Genomic DNA, 17,574 nt, shown 5'->3' on the forward strand with positions numbered 1-17,574 from the left:
CTAGGGAGATCTTTATTTCCCCTCAGTTACCTGACGGATCACACGGAGCCAGTTTAAGCCGAGGATCTTTTTGATTCGCTTGTCGCTGTACCCGAGTCTTTGCATCGCCATGGTTATTTGGGGAAAGTCGCTGATGTCTCTAATTTCACGCGGCAGTTCAGGACCGCCATCTAAATCGGACCCTATAGCAATATGGTCCTCTCCAACTAAATTAACCCCATAATCGATCACCTTTGCCAACTGGTCCACATGCATCCAATATTCATCAGGGATGGTACCCCGGAAATTCAACGGTACCTCTTTCAGCACCTCCCTGTCAACCTCTTCAATGGTATTCAGTGGAGCAGCGTGTACTGTTCCCGGCTTCGTCTCTCTGGGCGTTTCCTGCCCTTGCTGCCAAGCCCAGTATGTTGGATTGTTAAATAGACTTCCAAAGTGGACACCTATTACCCCTCCTTTTGCTGCGACCGCTTTTGCTGCTTCATCAGTAATGCACCTTGGATGAGGCACTATGCTGTAAAATCCTCCATGACTGTAAATCACGGGATGTTTACTTGCCTCCGCGCTTTGAATGATAGCGTCATTGGAGGCGTGGGCAACGTTAATAACCATTCCCAGGCTATTCATTTCGGCGATGATATCTTTTCCAAGCGAATTTATTCCACCCCAACGACTGACATCATTGCAAGAATCAATAAAGGCATTGGTGGTATTGTGTGCGGTAAGCTGCACGGACCTAAGGCCTAATCGGTAAAGTGCCCGGAGCAGGTTGATATCACCATCCATGTCATACGGGCCTTCCAAATCCAGGAACGCAGCAATCTTTCCTTTCTTGCAAATTCTTTCTATGTCAGATGCGGTAAGCGCCAGTTCTATCACAGCATGGTTTTTTTTAATCTGGTCCAGTGCAAGATTTACTACACGAAAGGTGTTTTTAGTCTCGAATCTTCCAGGATAATAGTGTTCAGGAGTGTAAACGGAGAAAAACATAGCATCTACGCCGCCTTCTTTAGCTCTTGGAAGATCGACTGTCCCATCCGAATAGCGCTGCCCGATGTCAGTGCCCATAAGAAGTTCCCGGGTCATAACATGTGTATGTCCGTCCATCACCAGTGCCTTACGGTGCACTTCAGGCATAGTCGTGTCTTGGGGATTTAAAGGAAGACTATATCCGGATATAGGTGCGGATAACAGGCTTTTTATTGGAAAAATACTTCCTGCTATAGGGAGAAGTGTTAGGCTTTTTAAAAGGTCTCGGCGTTTCATGTGTTTTCTAATTATTTTTAGTTGGATATTTAATCCCCTTTTTATGTGCTATTACAGCTATAAGTTGCTTCATTTAGAAGAAACTGATTTATTTGTCCCTGTACTCTTAAATCGGAAAGTCAGAGATAGGAAATGGAGTTGACTCCATTAACTTTTGAGGCTCACCACGGCAACAGTTGAACACTCACGCTATTCATCAAATCCCCTTATATAGGGACGGCTAGGTGGGCGCTCACCGCTATTAAATTGGGCTCCCCTTGTGGATCGGTAGGTCATGTTCATGAAAGGCGTCTCGATTTTGCGTCCGACCGCGGTGAATACGCCGTTCTCCCAGTTCGATTGCATATAGTGATTCACGATGCCGGTTGAAAGAAGTAGTCTTTCAGCATGGAAAGGTTCCTTTTTGGTTACCATCATTTCGGTAATCCAGTGCGGTTGGGCATTTGAGGCGTGGTATTGATCAAAGGGACCCGCCCAGCCCAGCATAGAAATGATCTCAGGATCCTTTTGCCCATCAATTTCCGCGGCATAGGTCCAGCCCACACCCCGGCCAGAAAGCACTGCGGCTTTTGTTCCGTCATTGTACTCCACTAGACAAAGGTTTGCTTGGGCATTCTGCTGAAAATGCCCAGGTTCTAATTCAAATTTTTCCGCTACAGCGTCCAACAGCTTGCCAGCCCAAGGATTGCTTTCTACCCAATTCCAGGTTTCAGGCCCTCTTATTGATTGAACCGATTTGACGCCTGTCTCACCACCTTTTCGGCGCTCTACAAAGGCTTGAAGAACGTCTATACAATGGAATATGCCACCTTCATCTCCTGCCCCGCCCAGTACAATTGAATAGTTTATGGGTGTATCGATATCCAGTTCTTTCTCGGGTTTACGGTAGTAAATTGGTATGGAGGAACCTCCGGTTAAAGGAAAGTTAAGCTCACGGGATTTGTCAAACATCCACTTGGCTTCATCCCAACTGTAGGAGAGGTGCTTGTCGTTAAAAACCGGGACCGATCGCTTACTCTCCTCGAAAACCCGAACAACCTGATTGTAGATCCACCAGCGCGGTAAAAGCCAGTGTCCTTTCAGGTCTTTTGGATAGTTCCCATGTTCTCCCACGATGACCACACCGTCCACCGCAAGTTCTTTCCCTCCAAGTGTTACTGCCTTCTCCACAGTTTCAAAAACAGGAATACCCTTAGCTTTCGCAACTTTCTGGCCAAGTACACTTTCGTCATGCTGATGCAGGTAAAGAGAGGCCACGTCCACCCGAGAAGGAGTATATGCACCCTGCCACCAATATCCGTCAATCAATTTAATTACAATCCAGTCCGCATGTGAGTTCGTGGCACCCCAATAGCTTGCCAAAACGGCAATTCGTGGTCGGAAAGGCTCAGTCTGCGCTACAACACCGGAGGGAATTCCCACTAATGCCGTCAAACCGGCCATGCCGGTTATTCCCAACATTTCCCGGCGGGTGATGACATGGTTTGGATTTATTAATTCAGCATATGGGAATAAATCCTTCGCCTTGGTACGCTCTTCGGTTTTTTTCTTGGCCATATTATTGAGAATTTCAGTGTTTAAGAATGAATAGGTACTCTAACCATCTAACACAAAGCTAATTAAATATAAACCAATTGCTTCCTACCAAGTAGTCTTTTTTATGGATTATTAGGTCATATCATAAGGACCAGTAAACACCAAACTTAAGCCAAAGCCTACTCCTGAATCGTTGGGGAACCAGATAGTCATCGGTTCGGTAGTCCAGCCCCACTTCATACTTGGTATTATCATCTATAAAAAATCCCAAAGAGGCAACCAAGCGGTTTTCTATGTCGTCTTCGGCATCTTGATACATGTAAATTGCCTCATTTGACAGGGAAAGATACTTCTCACCGGGATCCAGATTAATGCCCTGAAGAGGTATTTGAACAGAGTACCTATATCGCAGTCTTAATAGTGCTGATTCTTCGTCAAAAAATGTCTGGTCTGTTCTAATTCTGTGACCAATCCTAAAAAAGTTGCTTCGCTGTAAGATTGCCACCTGCTGAATAGATCTATGGGTATTTTCACCCTCTTCAAGTCTATACTGATATCCCATATCCACCTTTACGAACGGGTTTAGACGCCTACCAATAAAGGACTGAAGATCGGTAAGCGTATGGCTGTATTTCAACTCCCTGTTTAGCCGTTGCGCATCGAACATCCCATGCTGGGATTCAACTTTATGGGTAACATAGTAAACATCTGAAATATCGTAGGTCAATTGTGCCTCAGGAAACAGTCCTGAGGTAAACAGGTGACGTCCTTGGGCCATTGCGTTTTCCGAATTCCAATAATTTAGCAAAGTAAAAAGGATCAAAAAGAATTTTCTCATTTATTTAAAAGTCTAAAACATCTGTAGAACTGAGTTCGATTACCCTTTTTTCTATAAAATTGCCATGCTTGTCAAAGTGACCTTCCCACATTTTATTCTGCCCATCTTCCCTCCCGAAGTATTCTATTTCATACTTCTTCGTCAAAAGCCTAGGAGCCTCATTTTCAGTAATAAGCTCCTCAAGATCCCCACTACTTCCAGTATATTGAATTTGCAAGCGGTCAATTTTAAATCGTTGATAATTCTCAGTTAGGTAGCTAGTCAGGTTTTGAGAAACTTCCTTTTCCAAATCTCTTACTTTAATCAAAATTTCAATATTTTGAATCTGCCCATCCGGCAAAAACTCCACACTGTGCCACTTTCCCTGCCACTTTAGCTTCGCTTCATACACTTCCTTTTCCCCATCGGTCTGGAAATACCACCTCACCCTCTTGTGTCCTTCATAAGTATCTTCAAGCCAGGTTCTGGCTTTTTCGGGAACACTTGAACTATTCACTGCCCTTTCAATCTCCCTTTTTTGACCATAAGAGACAGAAGTAATGATCAAAAGCAGGAACACCACTATTATATTCAGCTTTCTTATCATACAAATTCCCCCGTTTGCGTTAATTTAAGATATACCAAACTCACTACTTTTTTTAGGTAGAAACTACCTAGCTAACGGGAAATAACGGATGGTTAGTTCGGAAAGATTTTCTTTATTTTATCCGCTTGAAAATCAAGTCTTCCCAATTCTGGAAATCCTTTTTCGCCGGATGCGCAAATGGGAATGGAAAAGAATACAGCTGGCTGATCACGAACAGCTTTAGATTTCCCCTACCATTTCGAATTTATTGAGGGAAATTGCAGACCTATGATCCCGCGATTGGTGACCCAAATATACCAACTGCCAGTTCCGCCCAGATCACAAAAAATGCGAATATAATTGCCCCACAAATAATCACTCTGTGTCTAAGTAGTTTCACTTTTCTTAATACCAGCTCAGACAATAAACCGACGCCGAATAATAGAACGCCCATTACGGCGAAATCAACTGCGTCCCAATCAACTGCGTTCGTGAACTGCATGACAAAGAATGGAACTGACAACAGAATTGCTGCTGATGTCAAAATGAGGAATAATCTTTTGTTTTTCATGTTTATGGTCAGTTTATTTATTCACCGTATTTTTTATCTGTTGAAGCGCCTAAACTTAAGAAGCCTAAAGTGAAGGCACGCTCGTTCCATCATGGTTTACATAGGCCAATAACGTACTATTCCCTGCTTTTGGAAAGTACTTTGAAATACAAAGTAAGATTAAAAAATCCAGATCACAAAGTTTTTGTACGGAATTTCAGGAGGGTTAAAGAAAGAATTGTGAAATGAACTCCACTGTTCCATTTTGATTGAGAAGTGGGGAGTTGCCAATGATAAAAATGTTCCCATTCGAACATTATTGTACGTTAAGAGACACAGCAATTTGACAAAACAGCTTTATTCTCAAGAAATCGCCGTTTCCATATGGCATGTACATTGAAACTAAGCATCCGTAAACTGCGGCTATCAAAACTGATAACAACAAAATATTATTTTGGCCTATGTTCAAACGCATCATCCTACTTGCACGGCGAATTATTATCAGACAAAAGTTTTATTTATTGATATTAAATTCCGGGCTTGATAGTGGGTAGGGAACGGCAAACATATTTTCATGTATGTTGCTGATAAACTTTCATTTGATGTGCGCCATAGCCATTATTGATAACCTATAACCTAATTCCAATGATAAAAAATTACCTTCAAATCGCCCTTAGAAATCTTTTCCGAAATAAAACCTATGTTCTGATTAATCTTTTTGGGATGGGTTTTGCCTTGGCCTGTTGTATTGTAGCTTTTCTAAATCTTGACTATAAACTAAGATTTGATGAACATCATCATGAAAATTCTTCTTCTGTATATCGAATAAATACTATTAGGGAGACAGAAAATGGGAAGGAAGCCTGGGGCGCAACACCATTGGCATTGGGCTATGCTATCTCTCAGGATGTATCTGGAGTAACGTTGATGCGACTGCACAATAGCATTGGAATAGTAAAAGTAGATAATAGGGCTTTTAATGAAGGGATCCACTTCTCAGACATGAGGTTATTGGAAGCATTGAACTTTCCTCTTCTTCACGGAGATGTTTCCGCATTAAATAATGACGGTACCGTCGTAATCAGTGAAGATACTTCCTTTAAGTATTTTGGAGGCGAAAATGCTTTAGATAAGGAAATCATAATAATAGATGAGTTTAAACGCGAAAAATCTTATATTGTAGGTGCAGTAACTAAAAGAATTCCGGAAAATACAAGCATCCATTTTGATGTAATGGTTCCCATCAATAATTTATTTGAACCGACTCATTTTCCCGAAAACGATTGGAAAGCAGACATACAAACTTCCATCTTTGTTGAACTTGACGAAGGTTATACTCCTGGTAAAATTGATGACCTACTAAGGCCTTATATAGCAATTCATAATAGTTTCAGAGATGACTTGAAGATAGCGAGGTTTTATTTGCAGCCTTTCAATGACCTGGCATTCACCTCGGATATCGATCTTTCAGGATGGGTGAGAGGCAGGCTTTTAAACAGAAACGCAGTTGGCTTTACAGTCACTGTCACAGTTTTCCTGTCATTGCTGATATTGTTGACTGCATGTTTTAACTATATCAATACCTCAATTGCTTTTTCTAGCAACCGGCTAAAAGAGATCGGGATCAGGAAGGTCATCGGGGGAACCAGAACTCAACTGATAAAGCAATTTATGGGTGAAAATCTGGTGCTCTGTTTTTCCAGCATAGTTGTGGGACTTCTTGGTGCCCAGTTTTTAATCGATGCATATAACGGCATGTTTGATAGTTCTCTTGATATGCGATATGTTTTTAGCTCGCGTGTCCTTATTTTTCTTACTATTTTACCTTTCGTTACGGCCGTCATTGCCGGGTCTTATCCTGCTTTTTTTATCAGCAAATATCAACCCGTAGAAGTACTGAAAGGAAAAACCAAATTTGCAACCATGGGAAAATTCAGTAAGATTTTGCTTGGTTCCCAATTCAGTTTCTCATGTTTTGCCCTTTTAATGGGAATTGTACTTGCACAAAATGCAGCTTATCAGCAAGAGGTGGATTTTGGCTATGATTTAAGAAAAGTAGCAGTTACTGCCGTAAATAATCCTCAGGAGTTTTCAAGCTTCTATAATGCAGTTGTTCAAAATTCAACCATTGAAAATGCCGCGGGATCATTTCAAATAATAGGAGAGTCTAGTGAAGTTGCGATCAAAACAAACCCCGATGACGTGGAGAGGAAAACTAGAAAACTTGAGGTAGGAAATAATTATTTAAACACTTTGGGGATTAAATTAAGTGCCGGTCGGGACTTTTTAGAGGGATCCGTACAGGATATGGAAAATGCTGTCATCGTAAACCAGAAGCTTTTAGATGAATTACAGTGGCAGGATAGTCCAATCAACAAACAGATTTATATTGAAGAAAAAGCCTATACGATTATCGGCGTAGCTCAGAATCATAAAGAATTTGGTTTGTTAGCTGAGGAACCTCCTTGTCTGTTTACACAGGCACAGCTTGAAGATTATAAATATCTAAGTGTTAATGCTCCTTCCGACAAAGTAGCCGAAATAAGCAATAAACTTACTGAGATCTGGACTAAGGTAAATCCGGATGTTCCCTACAATGGCTTTCTTCAGGAGATGCTAATCTTTAAGCAATTGAATATGAATAAAATGCTTAGAAATCTATGCATTTTTCTTGCTGGGGTCACCCTTTTGATGTCAGCCGCGGGCTTTTTCTCTATTGTTTCCCTGACTATATTGAAACGAACCAAAGAAATTGGAATTAGAAAGGTTTTCGGAGGATCAGAACCACAGATGATCCAGATTATTTCCAGAGGTTTTATTAAGCTGATATCTATAGCCTTTATAATTGGTTCATTATTGGGTTATCTGTTAGTTGATAAAGTACTTTTTTCACAAATGTATGTATATCATATTCCTTTGGGAATAGGGGCTTTTTTAGCAACCTTTTTCATTGTTACCCTAGTTCCCATGGTTACTGTTGGATTTAAAGTCTATGAAGCGGCTAACGCGAATCCCGTCAGGACATTAAAGTACGAATAAAAGAGTAATTGAAATTCAATTAGATCGGACAGTTCAGAGGTATTTTTTCCAATTTTTAGAAATTGGTCGGTTGCCTTCAACTGATATATTTACAAATAGTTTAAATTAAATTGTACAAAAAATTATTTTTTTCTTTTATTTAAAAATTATTTCCCAATATTGCTTCAAATTAAATTAGGACAGCGATATTTTCCACGTTCGAGTATTTCAAATTTCGGCCCTTTGTTTTTCTTTGGAAAGGAACAGTCGCAATTTTTATCCAACTAGTTGACTTTATGTTATCAAAATTGTTTCAATAGGTTTATTTTAAAAATGCTCTTTATGGTCAAAAAAAAGTAAAAAAATATAATAAAAAAACTTTTAAGAGAAATTTAAAAGTTTTTAACACGTCCTTAATAAAGGGCATATTTACATTTAATAAATTAACAATAAATCCAAAATTATGAAAAAAAGAATACCAATTCTCGCTACGGGGATAGGGAAAGCTTCCATTGGTATGGCAATGGTCTTATTTTTTGGGACCAGTGTAAGGGCCCAGGAAATGACTGTTTTGAACCAGGAAATGGCTTTCGCTACTCCGCCAATTAACGTACCAATATCCAAGATAGGGATGAATTTCACATCAAATGTCTCTGGATTATCAACAATTACTGGGCCGACTACAAAGGCAAACAAGGCGGTTGATGTGGTAGTCAGGGGAACGGTTGTGGACAAAGACGGTTTGCCTCTTCCCGGGGTGACTGTGACCGTTCCTGGTACTTCATTTGGGACTGTTACCGACCTCGACGGAATTTATACTATTACGGTTCCGGAAGGTTCATCCCTTGTTTTCTCCTTTATTGGATTTGAGAAACAGACAGTGGTTGTTGGGAATCAAAGCAACATCAATATTACCCTCAACGAAGAAATGGCCGGTTTGGATGAGGTTGTGGTCATTGGTTATGGTACCCAAGAGAGAAGGGATATTTCCTCTGCCATTTCATCCGTATCCTCCGATGATCTTAAGGACAGGCCAAACGCAAACTTTGCCCAATCTATACAGGGCAGGATGGCCGGTGTGAGGGTTTCCAACAACAATACTGCTCCCGGCGGCGGATCAAATATTGTGATCAGGGGTGTAAGCTCTATCAATGCCAGCAACAGTCCATTGATTGTAATTGATGGATTCCCCATAAAAGATGGTTACAACAAAACAGAAAACCCATTAAATTCCATTAACCCCGCGGATATTGAATCCATTGAGGTATTGAAAGATGCTTCTTCCAGTGCTATTTATGGTACACAGGCGGCCAACGGAGTAATTTTGGTTACTACTAAAAAAGGAAAAACAGGAAAACCGTCTATTACGGTAAATGCCAGTTCCGGCATTCAATCCATGCTTAACAAGGTGGATGTGTTGAACAGGGATCAATTTTTGCAAATGATGGATGAATCCAGAGCGGCGGCGTATGTCATCGAGGATCCCAATTTTGGCACCAATAATCCTGAAGCTCCCCTTTGGCAATGGACGGATTCCGATGAAACCAGGATTTACAACTGGAGAAACTTTTCCAGGAACAAAGATGGTATGCAGGATCCCTATGAAATGTTTTATAGATGGATCACCGTTACTGACACCACCAAGAACAGCCCCCATAATACCGATTGGCAGGATGTGATCAGCCGAATGGGAAGAGTGGATGATATTCAACTTTCCGCGGCTGGTGGTACTGACAATGTTAGTTATAGGGTCTCCGGAGGCTATTTCAACCAGGAAGGGATCATCAAAGCATCAGGGTATGAACGATTCTCCATGAGAGCCAATATAGACATGAAGGTAAACGAATGGTTAAAGTTGGGTGTCATGTTAGCGCCTTCCATTGAAACTACCGATGTACTGTCGAACACCGAAGGTGGTTCCAGCAACAATCCTTTTTACAATGCACTGGCCTTGCCACCCATTTGGGCTCCCACGGATGAAAACGGCGTACCCCATTATTATGGTACTGAATCCACATATGAAAACCCCTGGTTTTGGAATTTGGATTTTGCAGTTAACCCCTTATCCACGTTCATGATCAAGGATACCAGAAAGACAATAAAAAACCTGGCTACGATGTATGGGGAATTCAAGCTTTTGGAAGACCTGACATTCCGTTCGGAGTTCCATACGCAGATCAGGTTCTGGGAGAGGGATTATTTTCTTCCCAATTCAATGCCAAATACCCAACAGCCTTTTTCCAGATCAAGGGGTATCCATCAAATGAACAACCATTTCACGTGGAATTCCCAAAACTTCCTGACTTATGCCAAGAAATTTGCGGACCATTCCCTGAATGCCATGGTGGGATATTCTGTGGATGAAGCAATCTACAGAAGTTCCTATATGAACAAATATGATTATCCCACAGACTTGCTCCCTACGCTCAATCAAGGTGTTACCGTAGTAGACGGACAAAATGATGCAAGGACAAATCAGTCCAGTGAAACCATGATCGGTAGTTTTGCAAGGGTAATGTATAATTATAACAGCAAATATTATTTTACAGGCAGTATCCGACGAGACGGTTCCTCCAAGTTTGGCGAAGAAAACAAGTGGGGGGTATTTCCATCTTTTTCAGCCGCATGGCGTGCCTCGGACGAGGTATTCTTTGATCCCTTGAGAAAATATATCAGCGATTTAAAAATCCGCGGTGGTTGGGGTATAATTGGCAATGCCGGAATCAGCAATTACCTCGCTTTAAGTACCCTGAATTCGGGAGCGTATGTATTGGGTTCAGGCCCCACGATTGCCCCTTCTTATGTAGACGGAAAAGTGGCAAATCCCTCTCTGGGATGGGAAGAAACCACAGATTATGGAGTAGGTGCGGATGTGGAAATTTTCGACAGTAGGGTGGTATTCAGTATGGATTACTTCTATCGGCAGACCGATAACATGCTGTTCAACATGCCCTTGCCGATTATTACCGGATTTGGTTCCTATATGGCCAATGTGGGCTCCATGCGCAACAGGGGATTTGAATATTCCCTTACCACCCGAAACATTACAGGGGTATTTAATTGGCGGACAAGTGCCAACTTGTCCTATTACCGCAACCGTGTATTGGATCTTGGAAAAGATAAACGTCCCATAATCACCAACAACGGGTACACCAGCGAAGGCAGGCCATTGGCTGGTATTTGGGGCTACCATAACCTCGGTGCATACGATGATTGGGAAGACGTGAAAACTTCCCCTATCTTCAATCCACAGCAGTCTATTTGGGCCAACAGGTCCAACCCAGGAACGCCCAAGGCTGCGGATGTAAATGGGGATGGCATCCTCAATGCGGCTGACCAGACCATTATCGGCCAGAATAATCCCGATTTTGTTTGGGGTATGACCAATGATTTCGGATATAAAAATTTCGATTTTTCTGTTCAGGTAAATGGCGTACACGGCGGTGACCTCTCCATGGTCGAATTTGAAAGCATGTTGGGAAGAGGGGGAGGAAGAAGAAGCATGACCGTTGAATATTTTGAAAATTATTGGAGGCCTAACCAAACGGACGCAATGTATGCCACTCCAATCCGAAAAAGTTCCGATGGTGCCAGTGCTTCCGGTAGTTTGGTTTTTAAAGGTACGTATGTAAACATCCAGAACGTGATTTTGGGGTATACCTTGCCACAACAAATTGCCAGCAGGGCCAAGATCTCCAATTTGCGGATGTACCTAAGCGTACAAAATGCGTTTTTCTTTACCCAATATCCAGGATATAACCCGGAGGTAAACTTTCAGGGAAATTCCGCTCTTTCTCAAGGGATCGACCGCGGAGCCTATCCGTTGGCCAGAACTGTTTCTTTTGGAATCAATTTAGCCATATAAAATGAACTATAATATGAAAAAAATATTTTCGCTGATAATACTAACTGTCACCATGATTTCCTGTTCGGAGGATTTCTTGGACAGACAGCCGGAGGATACCTTGTCCACTGGGGCCTTTTTCAACAATCCCAGTGAGATCAAGGCAGGTTTAATTGCTTGTTATGAACCTTTGCAAGCAATCTATTCCCGGAATGAACTTCCCCAATACGTCGATATTATCGCAGATGACGGAAGGGTTGTCAATTCCCAAAGTAACGATTACCTGTTTAAGAAAAACAGTGGCAATTCCAGGTTTAGCCTGTGGAGGGATCATTACAAGATAATTGTCAATGCCAATAATATCATTGATATTATCAACAATTATGAACCCAAAACCAATGCGGAAACCGAATTGCTCAATGCCTACCGCGGTGAGGCCAGTTTCCTTCGAGGGCTTGCTTATTTCAACCTGGTAAGGCTTTATGGTAATGTGCCCAAAGTGGTGGAAAGATTAAATGATCCCTCATCTGCCATCGGCATAGGACGTACATCGGTAAGTGAAATCTATAACACGGTTATAGTAGCTGACTTTGAAACTGCGGCTGCCAATTGCTTTAAAAAGGGCGATGCAGATCTTCAAGGGGAAGAGGCCAGGGTTACCAAAGGAGCAGCCTTAACCATGCTTGGAAAAGTGCATTTGTTTCTAGGTAACCACGCAAAAGCCGCTGAAGCCCTTAAAAGGTTGATAGTCGATAAGGAAGCTGGCAATTACACTTTATTGGCCGATTTTTCCCAAATACATGCATTTGAAAATAAATTTAATGATGAGTCGATTTTCGAGGTAAATTATAACGCATCCTCTGGCCAACCTAATTTCCTTTTCAAATGGATGACCAACGAAAACGGATACCGTTATGGCATTGCTTCGGGTGGAGGACCGATAGTTATGTTCAATTTTATGCAGGCATTTGTGGCGGACAATGACTGGATAGGTGACCCAGACTGGGCTCGTTACAATGCTACGCTCGATTCAGGAATTTTGCTGGGAGGAAGCCCTGAGCTTCAGCCTTGGCCAAAGAAATTTGTTCCGGAGAAAAGCACCTTGTCCCAATACGATATCACCGGAACGGATAATAATTACATGGTCACCCGCTATGCTGATGCCTTATTGATGTATGCTGAAGCCCTCTATGGGACAAGCCAATCGGGTGATGCAGTTACTTATATCAATTTGGTAAGGGAAAGAGCGGGACTTAACGGAATCACTCCTGATCAGTTGGATTTGGAGCGAATCCTTCATGAACGAAGGTTGGAACTGGCCTTTGAAGGCCACCGCTTTTTTGATTTGGTCAGGACTGGCAAGGCCGTAGAAAAGATTTCCTATGCGCTGATGACCCCAATAGTTTATGATACCCAGATTTATACCACGGAGCCGATTGAAGAATATCAGTTGCTCCTGCCTATTCCAGTTAGCGAAATAGAAAAGGACGCTTCCCTGGTCCAAAATCCTGGATATTGATTTAATGAGGGAAAAAAAATCAAAAAACAGTGGGCAGGTCTATTAACACACCTGCCCTTAAAAAAAATAACTATGAAAAAAATAAAATATGCCGCACTAATGGGTTTAGTTACACCCCTTATCTTCTTTTCCTGTCTGAAGGAGGACATTGTTCCCACTCCTGTAGTGTACGATGTGAAGATGTATATGCCGGACATAGCGGGAAATGATTCCCTTATTACCCAGCCAACTGTCAACAGGGCCATGAAATTTGTGGTGGAAACCGATGCCGATATTGCTACGGTATGGCCGGGAGGGGAAAGAAGAATACTGAAAATGAGAAATAGCGAAATGGATTCCATTGACATGTTTGGTAACCCGGTATTAATTGTAAGCGACCAACACAGGGACCATGGCTTGGTTAAAGCCCGTGGATTTACCACTGCTCTTGGTGAAACGGGATGGTATGCATCCTACACGTATAGAACCCTGGGAGAATTTGATGTTACCGTTGTAGTTACCAATCACGGCTATCAAGGCCCTGATTATAAGCAAATCGTGCATGAAGTTGGCAAGGTTACTGTTGTAGCCCCTTAAGCATCAATTGAAACTATTTGAAAAGCATCTAACTCCTGAATTTTTTCAGGGGCTAGATGCTTTTTTTATTTATAGCTCTGTTGTTGGTTGGACTTTTGAAAATGTGAACCAGGGTTATTATAATGACAATAATATTATTAATCCTAAAACCCAGAAAGTAGAGGGTATATGTATTAAAAAAGGCGAAAATAGTGGCCTTCCCACCCAATGGCTCAATTATGCATACCAATTCAAATTTACCTGCGCCAAAATAGCATACGCTTTTAGGGGCATAGAAGGGAGTTCAATAAAACAATTGAATAGTAGAATAAATTTTATAACTTTGTAAATGAATTCAAAATAAGGATTAAGCTTATGAATAAGCGAGAATTTAAGGATAAAGTATACAGTGAGTTGGCGAAAGTAACGAAGGCTATAGGGAATCCGAGAAGGATGGAAATCATTGATCTTTTGGCACAGGGTCCTTTTTCTGTCGAGAAGATTGCCGAACAAACCAACATGAGCATTGCCAATGCTTCACAGCATTTGCAGGTCTTGAAAGGTGCCCGGCTGGTGGAAATTAGCAGAAAGGGAAATTTTATTTACTATCATCTGGCCAGCGAAAAGGTATTCCATGCCTGGCGTTCTTTGCGTGAGTTGGGGCTTACCCAGAATGCAGAGGCAGAGAAGCTTATCAGGGACTTTTATAATTCCCGCCAACAGCTAGAGCCAGTTAGCATGGAGGCCTTACTCAAAAGATTAAAAAACCAAGATGTGGTGGTTTTAGATGTGCGCCCAGGAGAAGAATATGAAAGAGGTCATATCCACAGGGCCATATCAATTCCTGTTGAAGAGCTTACCGTGAGGATGGAGGAACTCTCCAAGGAAAAAGAAATTATCGTTTATTGCCGGGGACCATTATGTGTGTATGCCGATGAGGCGGTGTCTTTGCTGAGAGAAAACGGGTTTGAGGCAAAAAGGTTAAAAGAAGGATATCCCGACTGGGTGGCAATGGGTTTTCCTGCCGAAGGATATGAAGATAAAACCAGATAAAATTATATGAACGCTTCAAAGATCAAAGTGAAAGAGCTTCTAAGACTTATAAACCTAAAGAAGCTTGTTTTCTCTTGATGTTCGCACTCAGGAGCAGTGCGATGATTGGCATATTCCTGCTGACTTAGAAGCAAGCACAAATAGATGTTCGGTAGTACTGTTGACGGGGGTCACTCTCAATGGTTATTAATTATATTGAAAGGATGTTGAAGGTAGCGATTAACAAGGGAGCACAATTAAAAATTTGCGTAAGTTGTGCGGAAGCACGAGCCTTAAGAAACTCACTGCTGGTCGAGGGTACCGAATTGAGTACCAAGGCTGATATGGCAAACTGGATGGTGGACATCGATAAGAGATTAACTTTTTAATGATTTCATACTATGACTAAATATATTAACCTTTTTGTCGAATCATTCCTTGACTATGGCAGTTACATAGCAAATGAAGTAATTACATTCCACTGGACTAACTATTTTTACTGGCTCATCGGTATCTCACTGGCCTTTTTGCTCCTGGAGATTTTGATGCCATGGCGTAAAGGGCAGAAGGCCTATCGGCAGGATTTCTGGCTGGATGCTTTTTATATGTTCTTTAACTTCTTTCTTTTTTCCTTAGTCGGCTATTATGCCATTTCCAGTGTTTTTGTGGAAGCTTTTAATGACTTTTTAAGTCATACCTTCGGTCTAAAAAATCTTATAGCCCTACATATTGAGCAATGGACCGTTTTTGCTCAGTTGTTAACCTTATTTGTGCTGCGGGATTTTCTACACTGGAATGTGCATCGCTTACTTCACCGGTTTTCTTTTTTATGGGAATTCCATAAAGTTCACCATTCAGTAAAAGAAATGGGCTTTGCCTCTCACTTACGCTTTCATTGGATGGAAACCGTTGTATATCGAACCATTGAGTATATCCCTTTAGGCATGATAGGTTTTGGCATACAGGAATTCTTTTTAGTCCATATTATCGCTATCACTATAGGTCATTTCAATCATTCCAATATCAGAATACCACTGGGCCCCTTAAAGTACGTGCTGAACAATCCTCAAATGCATGCGGTCCATCATGCAAGAATAATACCTGCGCCTCATCAGTATGGGGTGAATTATGGCATCAGCCTAAGTTTGTGGGACTACCTATTCAAAACAGCTCACACACAAAAGAATGCTGAAGAAGTACAGTTAGGATTTGAAGGAGATGAGCAGTTCCCCAAAAGCTTCTGGGGCCAGGCAATTTATGGATTACGGAGGAAAAAAAAGTGAATGGAAAAATTTTGAACCTATTTGGCCTGAAATATTACGATGAATCTTCCATGGTGGTTTTTATATCTGATTTTAGGTCTGTCAATATTTTTTCTGTTCATAATGTATTTATCAACTTGGTCACTAAGTTTAGTTATCATTGAAATAATTTCAGGCATAACTTCCAATGCAGAGGGGATTTTGGTGGGATTTATTTTTGGCATACCAAAATCTTCTGTTTTTAACCAGTCTGAGCCTCTAGTAAACTCTCAAAATTTTATTCAAAGTGAAAAATTGTCAAAAAATTCAAATCTTAGATTTCAGTCAAGTACAAACTATGAACAAAATTTAGATTGGTTTACTAAAATTATTAGGGTACACCGGAGTTAAATAGTTTAGATTTTTTGATACATTAGATTAACCAAAATAATGTATATACAAATGATCAAACCATACTTTAAAAGCCAAGTGTATTTAATTGTTCTCTTTTTACTGGCTGGCAACTTGAAAGCTGTGGGTCAAAACAACAATTTGATTTCTCCTGAAGTTGAATCAGCCCGTACAGACGCTTATGAAATGCAGCTGGAGAATTATCTCAGGCATTATCTTGTGGTGGAATATGAGGCACGTGCCGAAAAGGCCTGGAATCGTGATTACAGCAGCCCTGATGCGTTGGAACGTAGCGTTACACCTAACCGCAGAAGATGGGAAGAAGTTTTGAGCCCTCCAGTACTCACCAAGAGTGGACCTCTTGAAAGAAAACCTTATGCGTTGGGGGAAATCCAAGCGGAATGGATCGAACTTCCTCTCGGCATGCTTGCAGCAGAAGCTGTTCTTGCATTTCCCGCAGGAGCAAGTGAGCAAAAACAAGTACCTATTATAATTGTCCAGCATGGCATTGCAAGTACGCCTGAAACTCCTTTTACTCCCGGAGCTTATCACGAATACGCCAAGGGGTTGCTGAAGGCGGGATTTGCCGTGTTGGTGCCTATGAATCTGAAATCTGTGGAAAGACGCAATAATGTGGAGCGTTATGCACGCCTCGCGGGTACGAGTCTTCCAGGAATAGAATTGGTTCGTTTGCAACATCTTCTGGATATTGTACTTGCTGATCCCCGAGTTGATGGGAAAAAAGTTGGGATGTGGGGTGTTTCCTTAGGTGGTATGGCCACCATGTTCTGGATGCCCCTAGAGCCCCGTATTAAAGCTGGTGTAGTTTCAGCATGGTTTAATAAGCGGAGAAACAAAATGGCTGTTCCGGACGAGCGGTACTCCAGCTTTTCACCAAGGGAAGAACATGCTTTTTTTAATGGATGGTTGACAGAATTTTCAGATTACGATCTCGTTTCCCTGATTGCGCCACGGCCATTGATGATTCAGCATGGCAAAAAGGATAATATAGCACATTGGCCACAGGTGGTGGAAGAATTTGATAAATCAAAAATCCATTATCAGAAACTCAAAATTTCCGAAAGTATAGAACTTATAATGCATGAGGGGGGCCATGAGGCGATTGTGGATGAGGGGGTAAGGTTTATGACGAACTGGCTAATAGGAAGCGACAGGGAAAATTAGCGGATTACACTTTA

General features: G+C 41.6%; 14 protein-coding genes. 9 read left to right on the top strand and 5 right to left on the bottom strand.

Going from position 1 to position 17,574, the window contains the following annotated elements; all coding sequences use genetic code 11:
• Nucleotides 1-12: 12 nt before the first annotated feature.
• The 5 genes from FQ608_RS05190 to FQ608_RS05210 form a co-directional block, all read right to left on the bottom strand.
• Nucleotides 13-1,266: a dipeptidase gene (locus tag FQ608_RS05190; protein ID WP_158856766.1), complete on the bottom strand. Its 1,254-nt coding sequence runs from the start codon at nucleotides 1,264-1,266 to the stop codon at nucleotides 13-15.
• Nucleotides 1,267-1,455: 189 nt separating this feature from the next.
• Nucleotides 1,456-2,823: a hypothetical protein gene (locus FQ608_RS05195; protein WP_234364074.1), complete on the bottom strand. Its 1,368-nt coding sequence runs from the start codon at nucleotides 2,821-2,823 to the stop codon at nucleotides 1,456-1,458.
• Nucleotides 2,824-2,944: 121 nt separating this feature from the next.
• Nucleotides 2,945-3,640 (bottom strand): DUF2490 domain-containing protein, encoded by a 696-nt coding sequence (locus FQ608_RS05200; protein ID WP_199856315.1) that lies wholly within the window; start codon nucleotides 3,638-3,640, stop codon nucleotides 2,945-2,947.
• Nucleotides 3,641-3,644: 4 nt separating this feature from the next.
• Nucleotides 3,645-4,226 carry a hypothetical protein gene (locus tag FQ608_RS05205; protein ID WP_158856767.1) on the bottom strand — a complete coding sequence of 194 codons (582 nt, stop codon included), beginning with the start codon at nucleotides 4,224-4,226 and terminating at the stop codon, nucleotides 3,645-3,647.
• Between the two features lie 265 nt (nucleotides 4,227-4,491).
• A complete protein-coding gene (locus tag FQ608_RS05210; protein WP_158856768.1) occupies nucleotides 4,492-4,776 on the bottom strand; it encodes a hypothetical protein in 285 nt (94 codons plus the stop codon).
• A gap of 624 nt (nucleotides 4,777-5,400) precedes the next feature.
• Between FQ608_RS05210 and FQ608_RS05215 the strand changes: the two genes are divergently transcribed.
• The 9 genes from FQ608_RS05215 (at nucleotide 5,401) to FQ608_RS05250 (ending at nucleotide 17,560) form a co-directional block, all read left to right on the top strand.
• Nucleotides 5,401-7,794, top strand: a complete 2,394-nt coding sequence (locus FQ608_RS05215) for an ABC transporter permease (protein WP_158856769.1) — start codon at nucleotides 5,401-5,403, stop codon at nucleotides 7,792-7,794.
• Between the two features lie 442 nt (nucleotides 7,795-8,236).
• On the top strand, nucleotides 8,237-11,638 hold the full coding sequence (locus tag FQ608_RS05220; RefSeq protein WP_158856770.1) for a SusC/RagA family TonB-linked outer membrane protein: 3,402 nt from the start codon (nucleotides 8,237-8,239) through the stop codon (nucleotides 11,636-11,638).
• Between the two features lie 13 nt (nucleotides 11,639-11,651).
• Nucleotides 11,652-13,136, top strand: coding sequence for a RagB/SusD family nutrient uptake outer membrane protein (locus FQ608_RS05225; protein ID WP_158856771.1), 1,485 nt, complete (start codon nucleotides 11,652-11,654; stop codon nucleotides 13,134-13,136).
• A gap of 72 nt (nucleotides 13,137-13,208) precedes the next feature.
• Nucleotides 13,209-13,712: a hypothetical protein gene (locus FQ608_RS05230; RefSeq protein WP_158856772.1), complete on the top strand. Its 504-nt coding sequence runs from the start codon at nucleotides 13,209-13,211 to the stop codon at nucleotides 13,710-13,712.
• Between the two features lie 7 nt (nucleotides 13,713-13,719).
• The gene (locus FQ608_RS27415) at nucleotides 13,720-14,040 is read left to right on the top strand and encodes a hypothetical protein (RefSeq protein ID WP_234364075.1); all 321 of its coding nucleotides are present in this window, start codon (nucleotides 13,720-13,722) and stop codon (nucleotides 14,038-14,040) included.
• A 26-nt stretch (nucleotides 14,041-14,066) separates the two neighbouring features.
• Nucleotides 14,067-14,744 (top strand): ArsR/SmtB family transcription factor, encoded by a 678-nt coding sequence (locus FQ608_RS05235; RefSeq protein ID WP_158856773.1) that lies wholly within the window; start codon nucleotides 14,067-14,069, stop codon nucleotides 14,742-14,744.
• 203 nt (nucleotides 14,745-14,947) lie between these two features.
• Nucleotides 14,948-15,112 carry a DsrE family protein gene (locus FQ608_RS05240; protein WP_158856774.1) on the top strand — a complete coding sequence of 55 codons (165 nt, stop codon included), beginning with the start codon at nucleotides 14,948-14,950 and terminating at the stop codon, nucleotides 15,110-15,112.
• A 12-nt stretch (nucleotides 15,113-15,124) separates the two neighbouring features.
• A complete protein-coding gene (locus FQ608_RS05245) occupies nucleotides 15,125-16,006 on the top strand; it encodes a sterol desaturase family protein (RefSeq protein ID WP_158856775.1) in 882 nt (293 codons plus the stop codon).
• A gap of 408 nt (nucleotides 16,007-16,414) precedes the next feature.
• Nucleotides 16,415-17,560 (top strand): dienelactone hydrolase family protein, encoded by a 1,146-nt coding sequence (locus FQ608_RS05250; RefSeq protein WP_234364076.1) that lies wholly within the window; start codon nucleotides 16,415-16,417, stop codon nucleotides 17,558-17,560.
• Nucleotides 17,561-17,574 lie beyond the last annotated feature (14 nt).

The organism is Lunatibacter salilacus, assembly GCF_009797935.1.
Classification (GTDB): Bacteria; Bacteroidota; Bacteroidia; order Cytophagales; family Cyclobacteriaceae; genus Lunatibacter; species Lunatibacter salilacus.